Raw genomic sequence first — 15,340 nt, 5'->3', positions numbered from 1 at the left:
AAATGACCGGACAGACCGTGGTGATCCTGGGGGCGACCTCCGCCGTCGCCGAGCGTTACGCCCGCCTGCATGCGGCGCGCGGCGCGCGCCTGGTGCTGGCTGGCCGCGACAGCCGGCGGCTTGGCAGCATCGCGGCCGACCTAATGGCACGCGGTGCCGCTGGTGCCGAGGTGGCCGTGATGGATCTGGCGGACCCGGCGGCGGGCTTCGACGCGGCCTGGGCCGATATGGCCGCCAAGCTGGGAGGCCGTGTGGACACGGTGCTGCTGGCCTACGGCATCCTGGGCGACCAGAAGGCAGCCGAGGCCGACACCGCCGAAATGGCCCGCCAGCTGACCACCAACATGACCAGCGCCTGCGCCTGGCTGACCGTCGCAGCCAATCATCTGGAGCGCCAGGGCCAGGGCACGCTGATCGCCATAGCGTCCGTCGCCGGGGATCGTGGACGCCAGTCCAATTACGTCTATGGCGCCGCCAAGGGTGGCCTGGCCCTGTTCGCGCAGGGCATGGCCCACCGCTTCGCTGGCACGAAGGTAAAGGTGCTGACGGTGAAGCCCGGCTTCATCGACACGCCCATGACTGATGGCCTGGCCAAGGGCGGGCCGCTTTGGGCCACGCCGGAGAAGGTGGCGGCCGACATCGATAGGGCAGCCGCCAAGGGCGCCACCACCCTCTACACCCCCTGGTTCTGGATGGGCATCATGATGATCATCCGCAACCTGCCGGGCGCCATCTTCAACCGTATGAAAATCTAATGGCGGATGAAAATCTGATGCCCAGCCGCACCGACAAGTCCACGGGCAAAACCACGGGTAAGATCGTCATCACCGGCGCCGCCGGCCTGGTGGGCCAGAACCTGGTGGTCCGCCTGAAGGATGCCGGCTACACCAACATCGTCTGCATCGACAAGCATCCGGCGAACACGCCGGCGCTGGCCCACATGCACCCGGACCTTACCGTCATCCAGGCCGACCTGGCGCGGGACGATGGCTGGCAGGACAGCTTGGAAGGCGCCGTCGCCGTGATCCAGATGCACGCCCAGATCGGCGGGCTGGACTGGGCTGAGTTCGAGGACAACAACATCAAGGCGACGGAGCGGGTGCTGGCCGCCATGCAAGCCGCCGACGTGCCCTACCTGGTTCACGCCAGTTCCTCCGTCGTGAATTCCATGGCGGTGGACTTCTATACCGAGAGCAAGAAGGCCCAGGAAAAGCTGGTGGATGCCTGCCCCATCCCCCATGTCACCCTGCGCCCCACGCTGATGTTCGGATGGTTCGACCGCAAGCATCTGGGCTGGCTCGCCCGCTTCATGCAAAAGGTGCCGGTCTTCCCCATTCCCGGATCCGGCCGCTATATCCGCCAGCCGCTGTACGTGGGGGATTTCAGCGCCATCATCGTCGCCTGTCTGGAAGGCCGCCGCACGGGCACCTACGATATCTCGGGCCAGCAAAAGATCACCTACATCGAGCTGATCCGTGCCCTGCGCAAGGCGGTGGGCGCCAAGACGCCCTTGCTGCGCATTCCCTACGGCCTCTTCCACGCGCTGCTATCGGTCTACGCCCTGGTCGACCGCAACCCGCCCTTCACCACCAAGCAGCTGAAGGCCTTGGTGACGCCCGACGAATTCATCGTTATCGACTGGCCCGGCATCTTCGGTGTGCGTTCCACGCCCCTGGACGAGGCGCTGTCCGTCACCTTCAACGACCCGCGCTACGCCAGCGTCGTCCTCGATTTCTGATTTCCGAAGGGTTTCCCGCAATGGCTAAACTTGCCGTCATCGGCGCCGGCGCCATGGGCCTGGCCGCCGCCCACTATGCCCTGAAGGCCGGCCATGAGGTGGCGGTCTACGAAGTGGATACCCAGCCCGGAGGCATGGCGGCGCACTTCGACTTCGGCGGGCTCAGCATTGAGCGCTATTACCACTTCATCTGCAAATCGGACCAGCCGACCTTTGATCTGCTGGCGGAGCTGGGCATTGCCGGCACGCTGAAATGGCGCACCACGTCGATGGGATATTTCATCGATGGCAAGCATTACCGCTGGGGCGATCCGCTGGCCCTGCTGTCTTTCCCCCTGCTGGGCCCCATCGACAAGCTGCGCCTGGGCCTGCAGATGTTCCTGACCACCAAGGCCCGCGACTTCCAGTCCATCGAGCATCTGGATGCCGCCACCTGGTTCAAGCGCGGCGCGGGCGAGAAGCCGTTCAACGTGCTGTGGAAGCGGTTGCTGGACCTGAAGTTCTTCGAATACGCCGATAACGTCTCGGCCAGTTGGATCGCCACCCGCATCCGCCGCATCGGCAATTCCCGCCAATCCCTGATGAAGGAACAGTTGGGTTATCTGGAAGGCGGGTCGGAGACCCTGGTCCAGGCCCTCGCCGCCGACATCACGCGACGCGGCGGCAGCCTGCACCTGGGCGCCAAGGTGGAGGAGATCGTGTCCGAGGACGGCCGGGTGACGGGTGTACGCACCGCCCAGGGCTTCTTCCCCGCCGACGCCGTCATCTGCACCACCCCCACGCCCTATGTGGCGGGCCTCGTCCCGGCCTTCACCCAGTCCACCAAGGACAAGTACGACGCCATCAAGAACATCGGCGTGGTCTGCGTCATGCTGAAGCTGAAGCGGCCGGTCACCCGGCACTTCTGGCTGAACGTGAATGACCCGACGATGGAGATCCCCGGCATCATCGAGTTTTCCAACCTGCGGCCCCTGCCCGACACGGTGGTCTACATCCCGTACTACATGCCGCATAGCCACCCTAAGTGGGGCTGGACGGATGCCGATTTCGTGGCGGAAACCATGGCCTGCATGCGCCGCCTGAATCCGGCGATCACCGACGCCGACCTGATCGACACCCACGTCGGCCGCCTGCGCTACGCCCAGCCGGTCTGCGAGCCCGATTTCCTGGACAAGCTGCCGCCGGTGCAAACCGAGATCACCGGCCTGCAGGTAGCCGACACCTGCTACTATTACCCCGAGGACCGGGGCATCGCCGAAAGCATCCGTTTCGCCAAGCGCATGGTCGACGCGTTGTGATGGATAAGACCATGACCAAGCCCCAGTCGCCGCTGGATCGTCTGCTGGCAAGCGAGTTCGCCCGCTTCCTGCTGGTGGGCGGCTTCTCCGCCGGCGTGAACGTGGTGGCGCGCTACCTGCTGAACCGCGTCATGCCGTTCGAGGTTGCGGTGCTGGTGGCCTACCTGTTCGGCATGGTGACCGCCTACCTGCTGTCCCGCCGCTTCGTGTTCAAGGCGTCGGGCCGCAAGGCCCATGAGGAATTCATCCGTTTTTGCATGGTCAACGCTGTGGCGGCGGCACAGGTATGGCTGGTCAGCGAAGGCCTGGCGCGGCTCGCCTTTCCCGCCATCGGCCTGACCTGGCACGCCGAGGATATCGCTCACGTGATCGGCGTGCTGTCACCCGTGGTGACCAGCTACTTCGGCCACCGCCACTTCTCGTTCCGGAAATAGCCTCCGGTGCCCGTGCCGGGCTGCCTAGACGACACGCCCGGTCTGACCGGAGATAAAATACGCACCGAAGGCGATATAACCCACCGGGCCATAGCTGACGCCATCCGGAATGATTGGTTCAACGGGCGCCTTGAGCCACCTGATGCCGAAGTTGATAACGGCCGCCGTCGCAGGAAGATAAGTCAGGAAAAGGATCAGGGGCGTAAAAAACAATACGGAAACATAGTAAACCCTAGATGTATTTTGATCTCTCTTGCAATTCCGCAAGAGAATCGTCGCGTTGAAGGCGGCGCCTTTTCGGTCGGCAGCCCTATGGCGTCGGATTGTCGGACGGGACCTCGTGCAGCCCACCCACAGCGGACCACTCACCCCAGCCGATACCTTGGTCCCGGAATTCCAGGACCACCGCCTTGCCCACCGCCGCCTCAGGCAATTGGAGTTCGACGCCAGTCCAGGTGAGTGAATTAAACAAAGGATAGCGTCGCAGTTCGACGCTGGTTTCAGCGTCCAGCAGCACAGCGACCTGATTTTCCGCGTGCGGGCCGGTGACCATGGGAAACGCGATGCGCGAGTGGTCGGCGGTGAAAGGACCGACCCGCAACTCACCGACGTTGCCATCGGCGCCACTCCATGAACCGTAAACAACGTCATCCAATGGCAGCGGTCCGGCGGCGGCGTTCTGCCCGTCTTTGGACCAACCGCCCGACACTGCTGGCGCCGAGGAGATGGGAATGGCTGCGCCCAAAGACGATAGGGGCACCAGGCGGGCGTTGTCCGAGGGCATGATCTTCTCCCCGACCATACAGGCGCGATGGCCCGGCAACAGGGCATAGGCCCGGACCACGGTCGCCGGCGCCGCCTTCAGGAACCCCGTCCACCCGACCGCACCGCTTCGTACAGCTGGTATGGCCAGACGGACATCCGGGCGCGGCCATCCGCCCCCCGCATAGCCGATGACCCTGCCCGCCGCGTCGGTGAAAAGCAGACGCGCCACCGCCTTCCCGCCCGCCTGTTCCCACGCCCAGCCCGTCGCGCCCAGGCTAAGCTCCCCTCCGCTTGAGGACAGCAAGCTGACGACATCGAAGGCGCCAATGCATGGGTTGGTCGATGCGGGGCCCAGCCAGTCCGGCGTCTGCCCCAGCAGGCGGTTGTCCGGGTTGGCGAAAACCGACAAATGATGGTCACGCATGAACGGCACATGCCGATCAATGACCTCCGCCACTGGGAACAAGGTCCGGTACACGGCTTCGTCGTGGACGCTGCTAAGAATGGCGTCCCGCGCCTGCGCCGCGGTCAGCGCCTGGTTGGCCGCTTCCCGCCAGCCCTGGAGATGGCCTTTGGCGGCGCAGAGCAGCAGGCCAGCCACCATCACCGAACCGGCCAGGGCCAGGCCCTGCCCCAGGCCGTCGCGCAGCCGTCGCAAGGGGACCCAATAACAGATGTGTGCCACCCAGAAGGCCGAAACCGGGGTCACATAGCGGCCGGAAAAGGCTTGTTCCATGCCAAAGGTGATGCGGCCCAGCGCGGTCAGCATGGCCGTGCCTAAGACGAACAGGATCAAGGCCAACAGGGCGACACGCGCGGGCGCCTCGTCCCAAGTCCGTAGCGAACGCGCCAGAGCCGCCAGCGTCAGCAACAGGCCGGTCGCGCCCAGCAAAATGGCGGCCCGGCTGCGCAGCGGTTCCGCCATCCCCAGGCATGTCACCAGATTACCCAGGTATCCGCTGAGGTAGCCGAGATAGTCGAGGGGGTGCGTCAAGGAATAAAGGTAGGGCGAATGCCCCTGCACCGGATGGAAGTTGAGGAAATAGCTGACCGCCAGCAACAGGGCCCACCCCAAGGTGGCAAGCACCGTCGCGCGTCCCGCCCGCAGCGCCAGTGCCATGGGAATGAGGAGAAAGGCGGCCAGAATGCCGTTTGACAGGGTATAGGTATCGACCAGGACCAGCAGGTAAGCCAAGCAGCGAGGGCCCGTCGCCGCCTCGCCCCGGCGCGCCCGCTCAACGGAAACGGCGAACGCCAGGAAGGCACCAGCGGCGGCGGCCACCGCACCGAAGAATTGGACCTGGAAGCCCCATAGGAAGTTTTCGCGCTGCGACAGCGAGAACAAGATGGCGGTGCCGATGGCCGCAAAACCCAGATAGACGCCCCGGTCTTTCTCCAGCTTTCGGTAGAGCGACAAAATCGAGAACAGCGTGCCCGCCACGATCAGTACGTTGAACACCAGGTCAACCGTGTTCGTGTTATTCGCGACGAGATAGTCCAGGAAGAAAATCAGCCGCGGGAAAAATATGCGATGCTCATTGTGCTGGTCGAATAAGTCGGCGAACCGCAGGCCACCTTCGGCCAGCCGGCGGGTATAATCAAAGTCCGTCCACTGGTCTGAAAGAAGCACGGAGCTGCCGAAACGCACCAATGCGAGAATCGTTGTCGAAACGACAATGGCGGCAAGAGCCAGTAGGGATGCAATAATAACGATCTGAAGAATAGATCGGATATTGATTATTCCAGTGGAATATTTCCTGCGTAGGCCGCCCATCCCAACTGACATATTTAATCCCGCCCAGGCCAAAATCGGTTAATGCGGCCAAGTTATCCGACACGCCGCCCCAAAGTTCAAGGCGCGGCGCACCTGGGAATATCCGCCCACCGAAGTTTCCCCTCCTTTCCGAACCATCTTGGGGGCCGAGTGGCCAGCGCCGGCCGCCGACAGATGGCGCTATCGACAGTCATGGGGAGGGCCTTTCCTTACACCCTGGGGGTTTATCCTTACCGCTTGGGGGGATGAGGGACTCGGCGTGCGTCCCATGTCCTTACCGACCGGGGGCGAGTCGCGACATGATCAGGATTTCCGGCACACCTCAGCACCCCGGATGCGTTTCCTTACCGGCCGGGGGCGTCCGACTCCCTGCGTTTGCGATCGTTGTGAGCCGCATCCTTACCGTTTGGGGGAAGATTGCGGGCCCGAAAGCTCGCCGTTCACCCAATGTGGGTGGCGCTTGGCGTCCCTGTGAACGATTCCAGAGGGTTAAGGATCTATACCGCGCCGTTCCGAGGGAAGTCCCCCACCCCCAGGAAGTAAGGATGGCTCTTTCCTCCCCCAGCCGGTAAGGATGGTGGAGCTTCTCCCCCACGCGGTAAGGCTGCCCCGAAGGGCAGAACGGATGCCGTGCCCTTCCATACCCGCATGAGGTGATTCGGGGAAACGGTAGCGGCGCATCCTTACATCGCGAGTCGTCACGTCAGCGGCTTCTGGTAACCGGGTAAGGCCTGCTTGGCCCTTTTGTCCCCAAAAATGATCCGTTTTTAAGGGTGTTCCCTTTCAAAAAGGATTCTAGGAGGCGCAAACCCTGGCAATCCCTGGGGTTTTGCGGCCTTATGCTTACCAGTCGGGGGCGATATCCCTACCGATGGGGGCGAGTCGCCTGCCGCCCCAGGGCGTAAGGGCGCCATCTTGCTCCGCCCCCAAGCGGTAAGGAGTTGGCGAATCAGGGGTTTCCACCCTTTCCTTACTTGCGACCCATGTAAGGAAGCCCCTACAGTGCCGCCATTCGTTCACGGGATGATGGCATGGCGCGCAAAAGCGATAAACCGGTCTTGAGGCCGTCGGTTTCGATGCCGGCGGCGCCTGCGGCTGACCGCTTGGTGTCACCCGCAACGGCCGCGACCAGGGACGCCCTCATGCCCTATCGTCCGCAGGACGTGGCGGGACCGGGCATCGTCATCGACATGGACGGCGGCGTGGATACCTCCGTGCCGGCGCTGGCGGAGGAGAACGCGCTGGGCCTGACGGCCAAGGTGGCGGCGGCGACGTTCGAGCGGGATGGCTATAAGCACCTGATCAAGGCGGCGGAGGCGGTCTATTCCTATCCCGCCAATGGGTCACGCCTGTCCCTGCCGGCGCAGAAGATGCTGAACTTCATGATCCACCTGGCCGGCAGCCAGAACTTCGCCAACAAGCTCTACCGTCTGCCCAAGAAGGTCGTGCGCGGCAATCACAAGGGCAACGAGCGCATCTTCGACGCGGTGAAGGAGATCTACGAGTCCAGCCTGGTGGTCATCGGCCCCTTCCGCGGCCGCCGGTCGCGTGCCGAGTTGCGCATCCTCAGCAGCTATGTCCGGCCGGAGGAGGAGATCGAGAGCGACAGCGCCGACATCCACTTCCAGTTCACCGATGCCTTCCTGGAACTGCAGCGCGCCTCCAAGCTATGGGCGCGGCTATCGGGCCCAGCCATGGTGAAGGTCACCAGCACCTACGCGCTGAAGCTCTATGAGATCGGCATGCAGCGCTACCAGATGGACTTTCCTTCCCTGGCGCTGGACATCGACACGTTGCGTCGCCTGCTGAACGTGCCGGAGGGGGCATACAAGGACTTCGGCATCCTGCGCACCCGCACCATCGACCGCGCCATCGCCGAGGTGAACCAGCTGGCGCCCTTCCGCGTGGAAATGCCGGAGGCCAAGATGGTGCGCCGGGGCCGCAAGGTGGAGGAGGTCACGCTGGACTTCTTCGCCAAGGACGAGGACGAGGTCGCCGACACCTTCCTCGAACGGGAACGCCACAGTGTGGGCCGCCGGGCGCGGCGCATTGGCAAGGTGGAGAAGCTGGAGCCGGCGGTGGTCGAGGCAACGCCCCTGCCCGACGCCGACGATGCCAACGCCCTGTGGGCTGCCGCCCGACACGCCTTGCTGGCCAAGAACGTTCCCGCCCCCCTGCTGCGCGACCTGGAGGTGGAGCGCATTGAAGAGACGGCGCGGGGCGAACGCCGGCTGGTGCTGGTGGCGGGCCATCCCGCCACGGCGCAGACGGCCCGCATGAACCATGAGCCCAGCATCCGCAGCGTTTTGGTTTCGCTGACCTCGGGGTCCATCACCGGGGTGGAGATCATCGCACCCCCACGCCGTAAGGATAGGGCTGTCGATCCTGCCTCCCCGGCGTAAGGGGCCCCCTCCGCGTAAGGATGGCGACCGCAGCGATGGTTGCGACGTCGCAACCCGGCGCGTGATGTTGACGTAACACAACGGGACATGTTGACGCCGCCAATTTGGGGCCACTATTCTGATGCCCAACATCTTGGGGCTCAAAACGGAAGGGACGGCCATGGATGGCGCCGCATTGCGGATCGCGCGGGAAGCGCGTGGTGAAACCCAGCAGACCTTCGCCGACTGGCTGAATGCCAGCCTGGGCCGCAAGTACGATAAGGGCCGTATCAGCCGCTGGGAAACCGGCGGGGAGAAGATCCCCCAGGCGGTCATCGACCTGCTGACCCCCCGCCGCCGCGCCCGCCAGACAGCCACCATCATCGCCCTGTCCAATCAAAAAGGCGGCGTGGGCAAGACCAGCGCCTCGGTCAACATCTGTGCTGCCCTGGCGGCCTTGGGCCAACGGGTGCTGTTGGTGGATGCCGACCCGCAGGCCAGCGCCACGGTGCACCTGGGCATCAGCCAGGCCGACATGTCGGAAGCGGGCAAGACCACCTATCACGTCATGCTGAAGGATCAGGCGACGGGCCAGGCGGCAGTGCCAGTGTGCGACGGCCGCTTCCATTTGCTGCCCAGCACCATTCTGCTGTCGGCGGCGGAGACGGAGTTGATCGCCGAGCCCATGGGCACGCTGGTGCTGCGGGAGCGGTTGGCCATGGTGCGCCGGGCCTATGACTACATCCTGATCGACTGCCCTCCCCACCTGGGCATGCTGACCCTGAACGCCTTGGCGGCGGCAGACGGCGTGTTGATTCCCGTACAGACGGAGATGCTGGCCCTCATGGGCGTGCCCCTGCTGCTGGACACCATCAGCAAGGTGCGGCGGCGCGGCAACCCGGACCTCAGCGTCATCGGCATCCTGCCCACCATGTTCACCGCCCGCCACACCCAGGATCGCGCCACCCTGGCCGACCTGGAAGCACGGTTCGGCGGCGCCATCCGCATCTTCACCCCGGTGCCGCGCGCCACCATCTTCCCCCAGTCCGTGGCCGCCGGACAGCCCACCATCGATGTGGCATCGGACCCGGCAACCGTGGCACCTTTCCGCGAGGTTGCCCAAGCCCTGCTTGAGGCGGATGGAGGGGACGTCGCCCATGTCGCGTAAACTGGCCCGCAGCAATCCCGCCCTGGCGGCGACGGCGGCCAGCCTGTTGCCCGCCACGGCCAAGCCGCTGAACAAGCTGTATGGCACGTCGGAGGATTTTCCGGAGCTGGTGGAATTGGACCTGGACCAGGTGTTCCCCAACCCGGATCAGCCGCGCCGCCATTTCGACGAGACGGCCCTGCGTGAGCTGGCCGACAGCATTGGCGCCCAGGGCCTGATCCAGCCCATCGTCGTGCGCAAGCGGGCGGAGGGCGGCTACCTGATCGCCGCCGGTGAACGCCGCTGGCGCGCCCACCGCCTGCTGGGCAAGGCCACGATCTTCGCCATCGTGACCCAGGGCGGGGTCGATGAGATCGCGCTGATCGAGAACCTGCAGCGTCAGGACCTGGACACGCTGGAGGTGGCCTGGGGCCTGAGTCGCCTGGGGGAGACCCATCGGTACACCCAGGACCAGCTGGCCGGTGCCGTGGGGCTCAGCAAGTCCGAAGTGTCGCGCCTGCTGGCTTTGGTGCGTCTGCCGGACAGTATCCTGGCGGAATATCCCGAATATCGCGACCAGGTGAGCAAGAGCCATCTGTTCATCCTGGCCGACGCCGAGGATGATGCCGCCCGCCATCGCCTGTGGGGATTGATCAAGGGGGGCGCCACCATCAAGGCCTTGCGCGCGGCCAACAAGCCGGCCGAGCCGGCGCTGCCGGTACCCAAGGTGCCACCGCTTGCCGGTCGCCTGATCACGCGCATGGAGCGGGACCTGGCGCAAGTGTCGGCCGGCCCCAACGGCCTGGCGGCCAAGGACAGGGAACGGCTGGAGAAGCTGCGCCAGCGGCTGGACGAAATCCTCCGCTAATTGCGACGTCGCAATCGGCGCTTCAGCAGCACGCGGATATGACGATGTAGGGTAAGGGGTGCTGGCGGCAGATCGCGCGCCTGCCGCAATGTGCCCCCAAGCGGTAAGGATGGGGCCAGCCGAGCCTTGGGCACGCCGATGCGCTGTGACAGATAGATGCCGGAATGCCCGCTGAAGGCGTAGGCGACGAAGCAGGCGACGGCGATGTAAGGGGTGTGCGCGGCGCCGAACAGCTCTATCCCCATCAGGGTGCAGGCCAGGGGGGTGTTGGCCGCCGCGGCGAACAGCCCCACGAAGCCCAGGCCGGCCAGCAGGTCCGTCGGGGCATCCATGACGCCGGCCAGGGCATGGCCCAAGGCGGCGCCGATGAAAAACAGCGGCGTGACCTCGCCACCCTTGAAGCCCGTGGCCAGCGTGGTGATGGTGAACAGCGCCTTCCACAGCCAGCTGAACGGGTGATAGGGCGCGGCCTGGAATAGGCCGGGCAACGTGATCGCTCCCGGATCGGCCGACCAGACGCCCAAACCCAGATAGTCGCGCGTGCCCAGGATGTGGACGAAGGCGATCAGCAACAGGCCACCCAGGACGGGCCGCAGCAAGGGCTGGGGGCAGAGGCGGCGCACCAGCGCCGCCGCGCTGTGCGAGACCTCGGAAAAGGCCAGGCCGCCCAGGCCGAAGATCACAGCCGCCAGGGTCACCTTGGCCAACAGCCAGCCTTGCAGGTGAAAACCGCCCTCACCGGCGGCGATGATGTAGGCGGTATGTTCGATGCCCCAGGCGTGGCAGGTCCAGTCGCCCACCAGGGCCGCGATCAGGCAGGGCAGCAGCGCCTCATAGCGCACCTGACCCAGGCTCAGCACCTCCAGCGCGAAGATGGCGCCGGCGACGGGCGTGCCGAACACCGCGCCAAATCCGGCGGCCACGCCGGCCATCAGCACCAAGCGGGTATCGGCGGGGGACAGTTTCGCCAGGCGGGTAAAGCCGCTGGCCAGGCTGCCGCCCAGTTGCACCGCCGTGCCCTCGCGGCCCGCTGAGCCGCCGAAGAGGTGGGTGACGACCGTGGCGGCCAGGATCAGCGGCGCCATGCGCAAGGGCACGCCGGCGCCGGGTTCGTGAATCTGGTCCACGATCAGGTTGTTGCCGCCGTCGGCCCGGCCGCCGAAACGACCATAGACCCAGACGATGGCAATGCCGGCCAGGGGCAGGGCGTAAAGCAGGGTCGGGTGCTCGAAGCGGGCCTGGGTGGCCCGGTCCAGGCTCCACAGGAACAGGGCGCAGGCGCTGCCGATCAGGGCGGCGACGGGGGCTGTCAGGCATAGCCATTTCAACAGGGCGCGCGTCTGCGCGGCCCACGAGGCCAACAGGCGACGGGGGATCATGAGAGGAACCCGCAACTGATGAAGTAAGGATAGGGCGCGAACACTGCAGACGGACTCCAACCATCAGGTGGCGAAACACCGAAGGTAGGAATCATCAGCCCCGGACAGGGCGGTTCGGCCACGAGGCGGCCAGGCAGAAATCCATTGCCGGAAGCAGCTATGACGGATGCCTGCGGCCCCTGTCAACGGTTTGCCGCGCGGCGCTGTCGCGCACCGGGGGCGCGAAAGATATCGAATCGCGAGCGGCTATCCGATTCGCTGGCTATTAGCGAACAGGAAGAAAGCTAATAAGCAGTTAGTTTTCGTGATCGGCCGAGTCGCGCATGGCTCTACAGGGTGCGGATTTTGTTCAGCAGGGTCAGCAGCTGGGTCTGCTCGTCGGCCGTCAGCACGGCGGACACCCTGGCTTCCTGCTCCTCCACCAGGCCCTCGGCCTGGACCAACAGTTCAAGTCCGGCGTCCGACAGGCTCAGCATCTGCACCCGCCGGTCCTGCCGGCCGCGCACGCGCTTCAGCAGGCCGCGGTTGGCCAAGCGGTCGACCAGGTGGGCCATGTTGGGCGGGGCGATTTCCAGAACCTCGCCCGCCTGGCGCTGGTTCACACCCTTGTTCACGCTCACCAGGCTCAGGAGCGAGAATTCCGCCAAGGTCAGCTGGCAGGGGGCGAGATGCTCCAGCACCAGGCGCCGCACCAGGGTTTCCGCCCGCGACAGGTTGAAGCCGACGAACCGCTCCAGCTTTGAACAGTCCAGCGCCGTTTCCGCCTTGGCCGTGGCGGACAGGGACTCGTCGGGGCCTTCCTCGGCTGTCAGTACATCGGTGGCGGGCGTGGTGTTCTTCAGGGCCGGCATGGGAGCGGTCTCAAAAAAAGCGGTGCGGGCATGAAAGGGCAGGGCGGATTAACGGTTCAGGCCCTTATATCAGCCGGGGCGGCGGGGCCAATAGTGTTGGTGGAAGTATCCCGGTAATTGCCCTGATCGTCCAGGGGAACCACCGCTCGTCGAGCGTCACCCCGCATGGCCCGTGCGGCGTCCGGGCGGGAAGGGACCGACCATCCCCCAAGCGGTAAGGATGGCCGGCTTTCAAGAGCCCTCAAATCGGGTAATGGCGGGGGCCGGTCTGGATGGTGACCCAGCGCAGCTCCGTGAACTCGGCCACCCCCCATTTGCCGCCGAAGCGGCCGTAGCCGCTGCTTTTCACGCCGCCGAAGGGCATCTGCGCCTCGTCATGCACGGTGGGGCCGTTGATATGGCAGATGCCGGACTCGATGCGCTGCGCCACCGTCAAGGCGCGGGCGACGTCGCGGCTGAACACGGCGGCCGACAGGCCATACTCGCTGTCGTTGGCCACGCGGATGGCCTCTTCGTCGCCATCGACGCGCATGACCGCGACCACGGGCCCGAAGGATTCCTCGGCATAGAGCTTCATCTCATGCGTCACGCCGTCCACCACGGTGGCCTGCATGATGGCGCCGTCGACCGTTCCGCCGGCGGCGATGCGGGCCCCTTTGGCCACGGCATCGTCCAGCAACGCCTTGATGCGCTGCCCGGCCTGGGCGTTCACCAGGGCGCCCAGGACGGAACCCGGGGCGGATGGGTCGCCGGCGGTCAGGGTGCGGGCCTTGGCCGCCAGCTTGTCCACGAAGGCGTCGGCGACGCGGGCGTCCACCACCAGCCGCTCCGTCGACATGCAGATCTGGCCTTGGTTGAAGAAGCCGCCGAAGGCGGCGGCCGCAACCGCCGCATCCAGATCGGCATCGTGCAGCACCAGCAGCGGCGCCTTGCCGCCCAGCTCCAGCAGGGCGGGCTTCAGATGCTTGGCCGCCAGCTGGGCGACGATGCGGCCCACGCCGGTGGAGCCGGTGAAATTCACCCGCCGCACGGCCGGATTGGCGATCAAGCGCTCGACGATGGCCGGCGCGTCGGCAGGGGCGTTGGTGATGACGTTGACGACGCCGTCGCCCAGGCCGGCCTCGGTCAGGATCTGGCCGATCAGGCGGTGGGTGGCGGGGCACTGCTCACTGGCCTTCAGCACCACGGTGTTGCCGCAGGCCAGCGGCGTTGCGATGGCGCGCGTCCCCAGGATGACAGGGGCGTTCCAGGGGGCGATGCCCAGCACCACGCCGCAGGGCTGGCGCAGGGCCATGGCCAGGCTGCCGGGCACATTGCTGGGGATGACCTCGCCATTGATCTGCGTGGTCATGGCCGCCGCCTCGCGCAGCATGTTGGCGGCCAGCATGGCGTTGAAGCCGTACCAGTTGGGCATACCGCCGATTTCCGCAGCGCCGATGGCGATGAAATCCGCCGTGCGGGCGTCCATCAGATCGGCGGCCTTCAGCAGGCGCTGGCGCCGTTCCCCCGGGCTGAGCGCCGCCCAGGCGGGGAAGGCGGCCTGGGCCGCGGCCACGGCGGCGTCGGCATCGGCCGGGGTGGCCGCCGCGGCGGTGGTCACGACCTTGCCGCTGACGGGGTTGGCACGGGTGAAGGTGGCGCCGCCGCTGGCGGGCACGTCGCGCCCGCCGATCAGCAGGCCGATGGTGGTGGTCGTCATCGGGACCCTCCCTGGGTTTTATCGTTGTCACCGGCTGCCGCCGCTTGTTCCCCCAGGACGTAAGGATAACGTCCCGGGAACGGGCGGCGGCGCTTATCCTTACCGCCTGGGGGCGTGTCGGCCCCCGCCTCTCAAGAGCCGCGCTTGTAGGTCTGCAGACCGGGCTTGATGCTCTTGTCATCCAGGAATTGCTTCAGGCCCTGTTCCCGGCCCTTTTCCGGGTCGCGCAGCTGGGCCTGGTCCAGCTTGGCGTACAGGTAGTCCTCATTCTGCTCCCACGTCAGTTCGCGGCAGCGCTTGAAGCCGTTCTTGGCGGCGCGCAGCACCACCGGGTTCTTGGCCAGCAGGACCTGGGCCAGCTTGGTGACCTCTTCCCGCAGCTGGTCGCGCGGCACGCTCTTGTTCACCAGGCCCATCCGGGCGGCTTCCTGGCCGGTGAACGTCTCGCCCGTCATGATCAGGTGCAGGGCGGCGCGGTGGCCGATGGTGTCGGCCAGGGCCTTGCTGACCAGGTTGCCCGGCGGGATGCCCCAGTTGATCTCCGACAGGCCGAACACCGCCTCGTCGGCGCAAATGGCCAGATCACAAGCCACCAGGGGGGAGAAGGCGCCGCCGAAGCACCAGCCGTTGACCATGGCGATGGTGGGCTTGGCATAGAAACGCAGCAGCCGCCATTGCCAAGTGGATGCGTCGCGGCGCACCTTTTCCTGCAGGATTTCCGGGCCGGCGTCGGTCTCGCGGAAGTATTCCTTCAGATCCATGCCCGCCGTCCAGGCGTTGCCGGCGCCGGTCAGCACCACCACCTGGGCGTCCGCATCCAGTTCCAGCGTTTCCAGCACATCGACCATGTCCCGGTTCATTGTCGGGCTCATGGCGTTGCGCTTATCCGGCCGGTTGAAGGTGACCCAGGCGATACCGTCCACGACATCGACCAGGACGGTCTTCCAGCGATCCGCGTATTTGGACTGGGGCATGGGCCTCAAGGCCTCCTCAACTGCATTTCCTT

The 15,340-nt window shown here is 65.7% G+C and carries 12 protein-coding genes and 1 riboswitch; of the genes, 7 read left to right on the top strand and 5 right to left on the bottom strand.

The window, feature by feature from the left end; genetic code table 11:
* Positions 1–2: 2 nt before the first annotated feature.
* Genes FBZ88_RS13320 through FBZ88_RS13305 form a run of 4 tightly spaced genes read left to right on the top strand, consistent with a single transcriptional unit; the run spans position 3 to position 3,470 of the window.
* Positions 3–755: an SDR family oxidoreductase gene (locus tag FBZ88_RS13320; protein WP_145617482.1), complete on the top strand. Its 753-nt coding sequence runs from the start codon at positions 3–5 to the stop codon at positions 753–755.
* Positions 756–772: 17 nt separating this feature from the next.
* Positions 773–1,738, top strand: coding sequence for an NAD-dependent epimerase/dehydratase family protein (locus FBZ88_RS13315; RefSeq protein WP_246138650.1), 966 nt, complete (start codon positions 773–775; stop codon positions 1,736–1,738).
* Between the two features lie 20 nt (positions 1,739–1,758).
* Complete coding sequence (locus FBZ88_RS13310) at positions 1,759–3,036, top strand: NAD(P)/FAD-dependent oxidoreductase (protein ID WP_145617480.1); 1,278 nt, start codon at positions 1,759–1,761, stop codon at positions 3,034–3,036.
* Between the two features lie 11 nt (positions 3,037–3,047).
* On the top strand, positions 3,048–3,470 hold the full coding sequence (locus FBZ88_RS13305; protein WP_246138649.1) for a GtrA family protein: 423 nt from the start codon (positions 3,048–3,050) through the stop codon (positions 3,468–3,470).
* Positions 3,471–3,780: 310 nt separating this feature from the next.
* On the opposite strand, the gene FBZ88_RS13300 is transcribed toward FBZ88_RS13305, so the two are convergent.
* The gene (locus tag FBZ88_RS13300) at positions 3,781–6,009 is read right to left on the bottom strand and encodes a hypothetical protein (protein WP_145617479.1); all 2,229 of its coding nucleotides are present in this window, start codon (positions 6,007–6,009) and stop codon (positions 3,781–3,783) included.
* Between the two features lie 1,142 nt (positions 6,010–7,151).
* On the opposite strand from FBZ88_RS13300, the gene FBZ88_RS13295 reads away from it, so the two are divergent.
* The 3 genes from FBZ88_RS13295 to FBZ88_RS13285 all read left to right on the top strand — a co-directional run bounded on the left by FBZ88_RS13295 (position 7,152) and on the right by FBZ88_RS13285 (position 10,405).
* Positions 7,152–8,411, top strand: a complete 1,260-nt coding sequence (locus FBZ88_RS13295; RefSeq protein WP_246138648.1) for a replication initiation protein — start codon at positions 7,152–7,154, stop codon at positions 8,409–8,411.
* Positions 8,412–8,571: 160 nt separating this feature from the next.
* On the top strand, positions 8,572–9,558 hold the full coding sequence (locus tag FBZ88_RS13290) for an AAA family ATPase (protein ID WP_281290134.1): 987 nt from the start codon (positions 8,572–8,574) through the stop codon (positions 9,556–9,558).
* Positions 9,548–10,405, top strand: a complete 858-nt coding sequence (locus FBZ88_RS13285; protein WP_186464380.1) for a ParB/RepB/Spo0J family partition protein — start codon at positions 9,548–9,550, stop codon at positions 10,403–10,405. The genes FBZ88_RS13290 and FBZ88_RS13285 overlap by 11 nt, the downstream gene beginning before the upstream one ends.
* On the opposite strand, the gene FBZ88_RS13280 is transcribed toward FBZ88_RS13285, so the two are convergent.
* From FBZ88_RS13280 to FBZ88_RS13265, 4 genes are all read right to left on the bottom strand, one after another.
* The gene (locus tag FBZ88_RS13280; RefSeq protein WP_145617475.1) at positions 10,402–11,784 is read right to left on the bottom strand and encodes a voltage-gated chloride channel family protein; all 1,383 of its coding nucleotides are present in this window, start codon (positions 11,782–11,784) and stop codon (positions 10,402–10,404) included. The genes FBZ88_RS13285 and FBZ88_RS13280 overlap by 4 nt on opposite strands.
* Positions 11,785–11,862: 78 nt before the next feature.
* A riboswitch (Fluoride riboswitch) is annotated at positions 11,863–11,942 on the bottom strand.
* Positions 11,943–12,113: 171 nt separating this feature from the next.
* Positions 12,114–12,635: a MarR family winged helix-turn-helix transcriptional regulator gene (locus FBZ88_RS13275; RefSeq protein ID WP_145617474.1), complete on the bottom strand. Its 522-nt coding sequence runs from the start codon at positions 12,633–12,635 to the stop codon at positions 12,114–12,116.
* 241 nt (positions 12,636–12,876) lie between these two features.
* Entirely contained in the window at positions 12,877–14,334 is a 1,458-nt protein-coding gene (locus tag FBZ88_RS13270; protein ID WP_145617473.1) for an aldehyde dehydrogenase, read from the bottom strand.
* 131 nt (positions 14,335–14,465) lie between these two features.
* Positions 14,466–15,308 carry a p-hydroxycinnamoyl CoA hydratase/lyase gene (locus FBZ88_RS13265; RefSeq protein WP_145617472.1) on the bottom strand — a complete coding sequence of 281 codons (843 nt, stop codon included), beginning with the start codon at positions 15,306–15,308 and terminating at the stop codon, positions 14,466–14,468.
* Positions 15,309–15,340: the final 32 nt, after the last annotated feature.

The organism is Nitrospirillum bahiense, assembly GCF_007828025.1.
Taxonomy (GTDB): Bacteria; Pseudomonadota; Alphaproteobacteria; order Azospirillales; family Azospirillaceae; genus Nitrospirillum; species Nitrospirillum amazonense.
The sequence above is the reverse complement of the archived record's forward strand: the minus strand, read 5'-3'. Positions and strand labels throughout refer to the sequence as shown.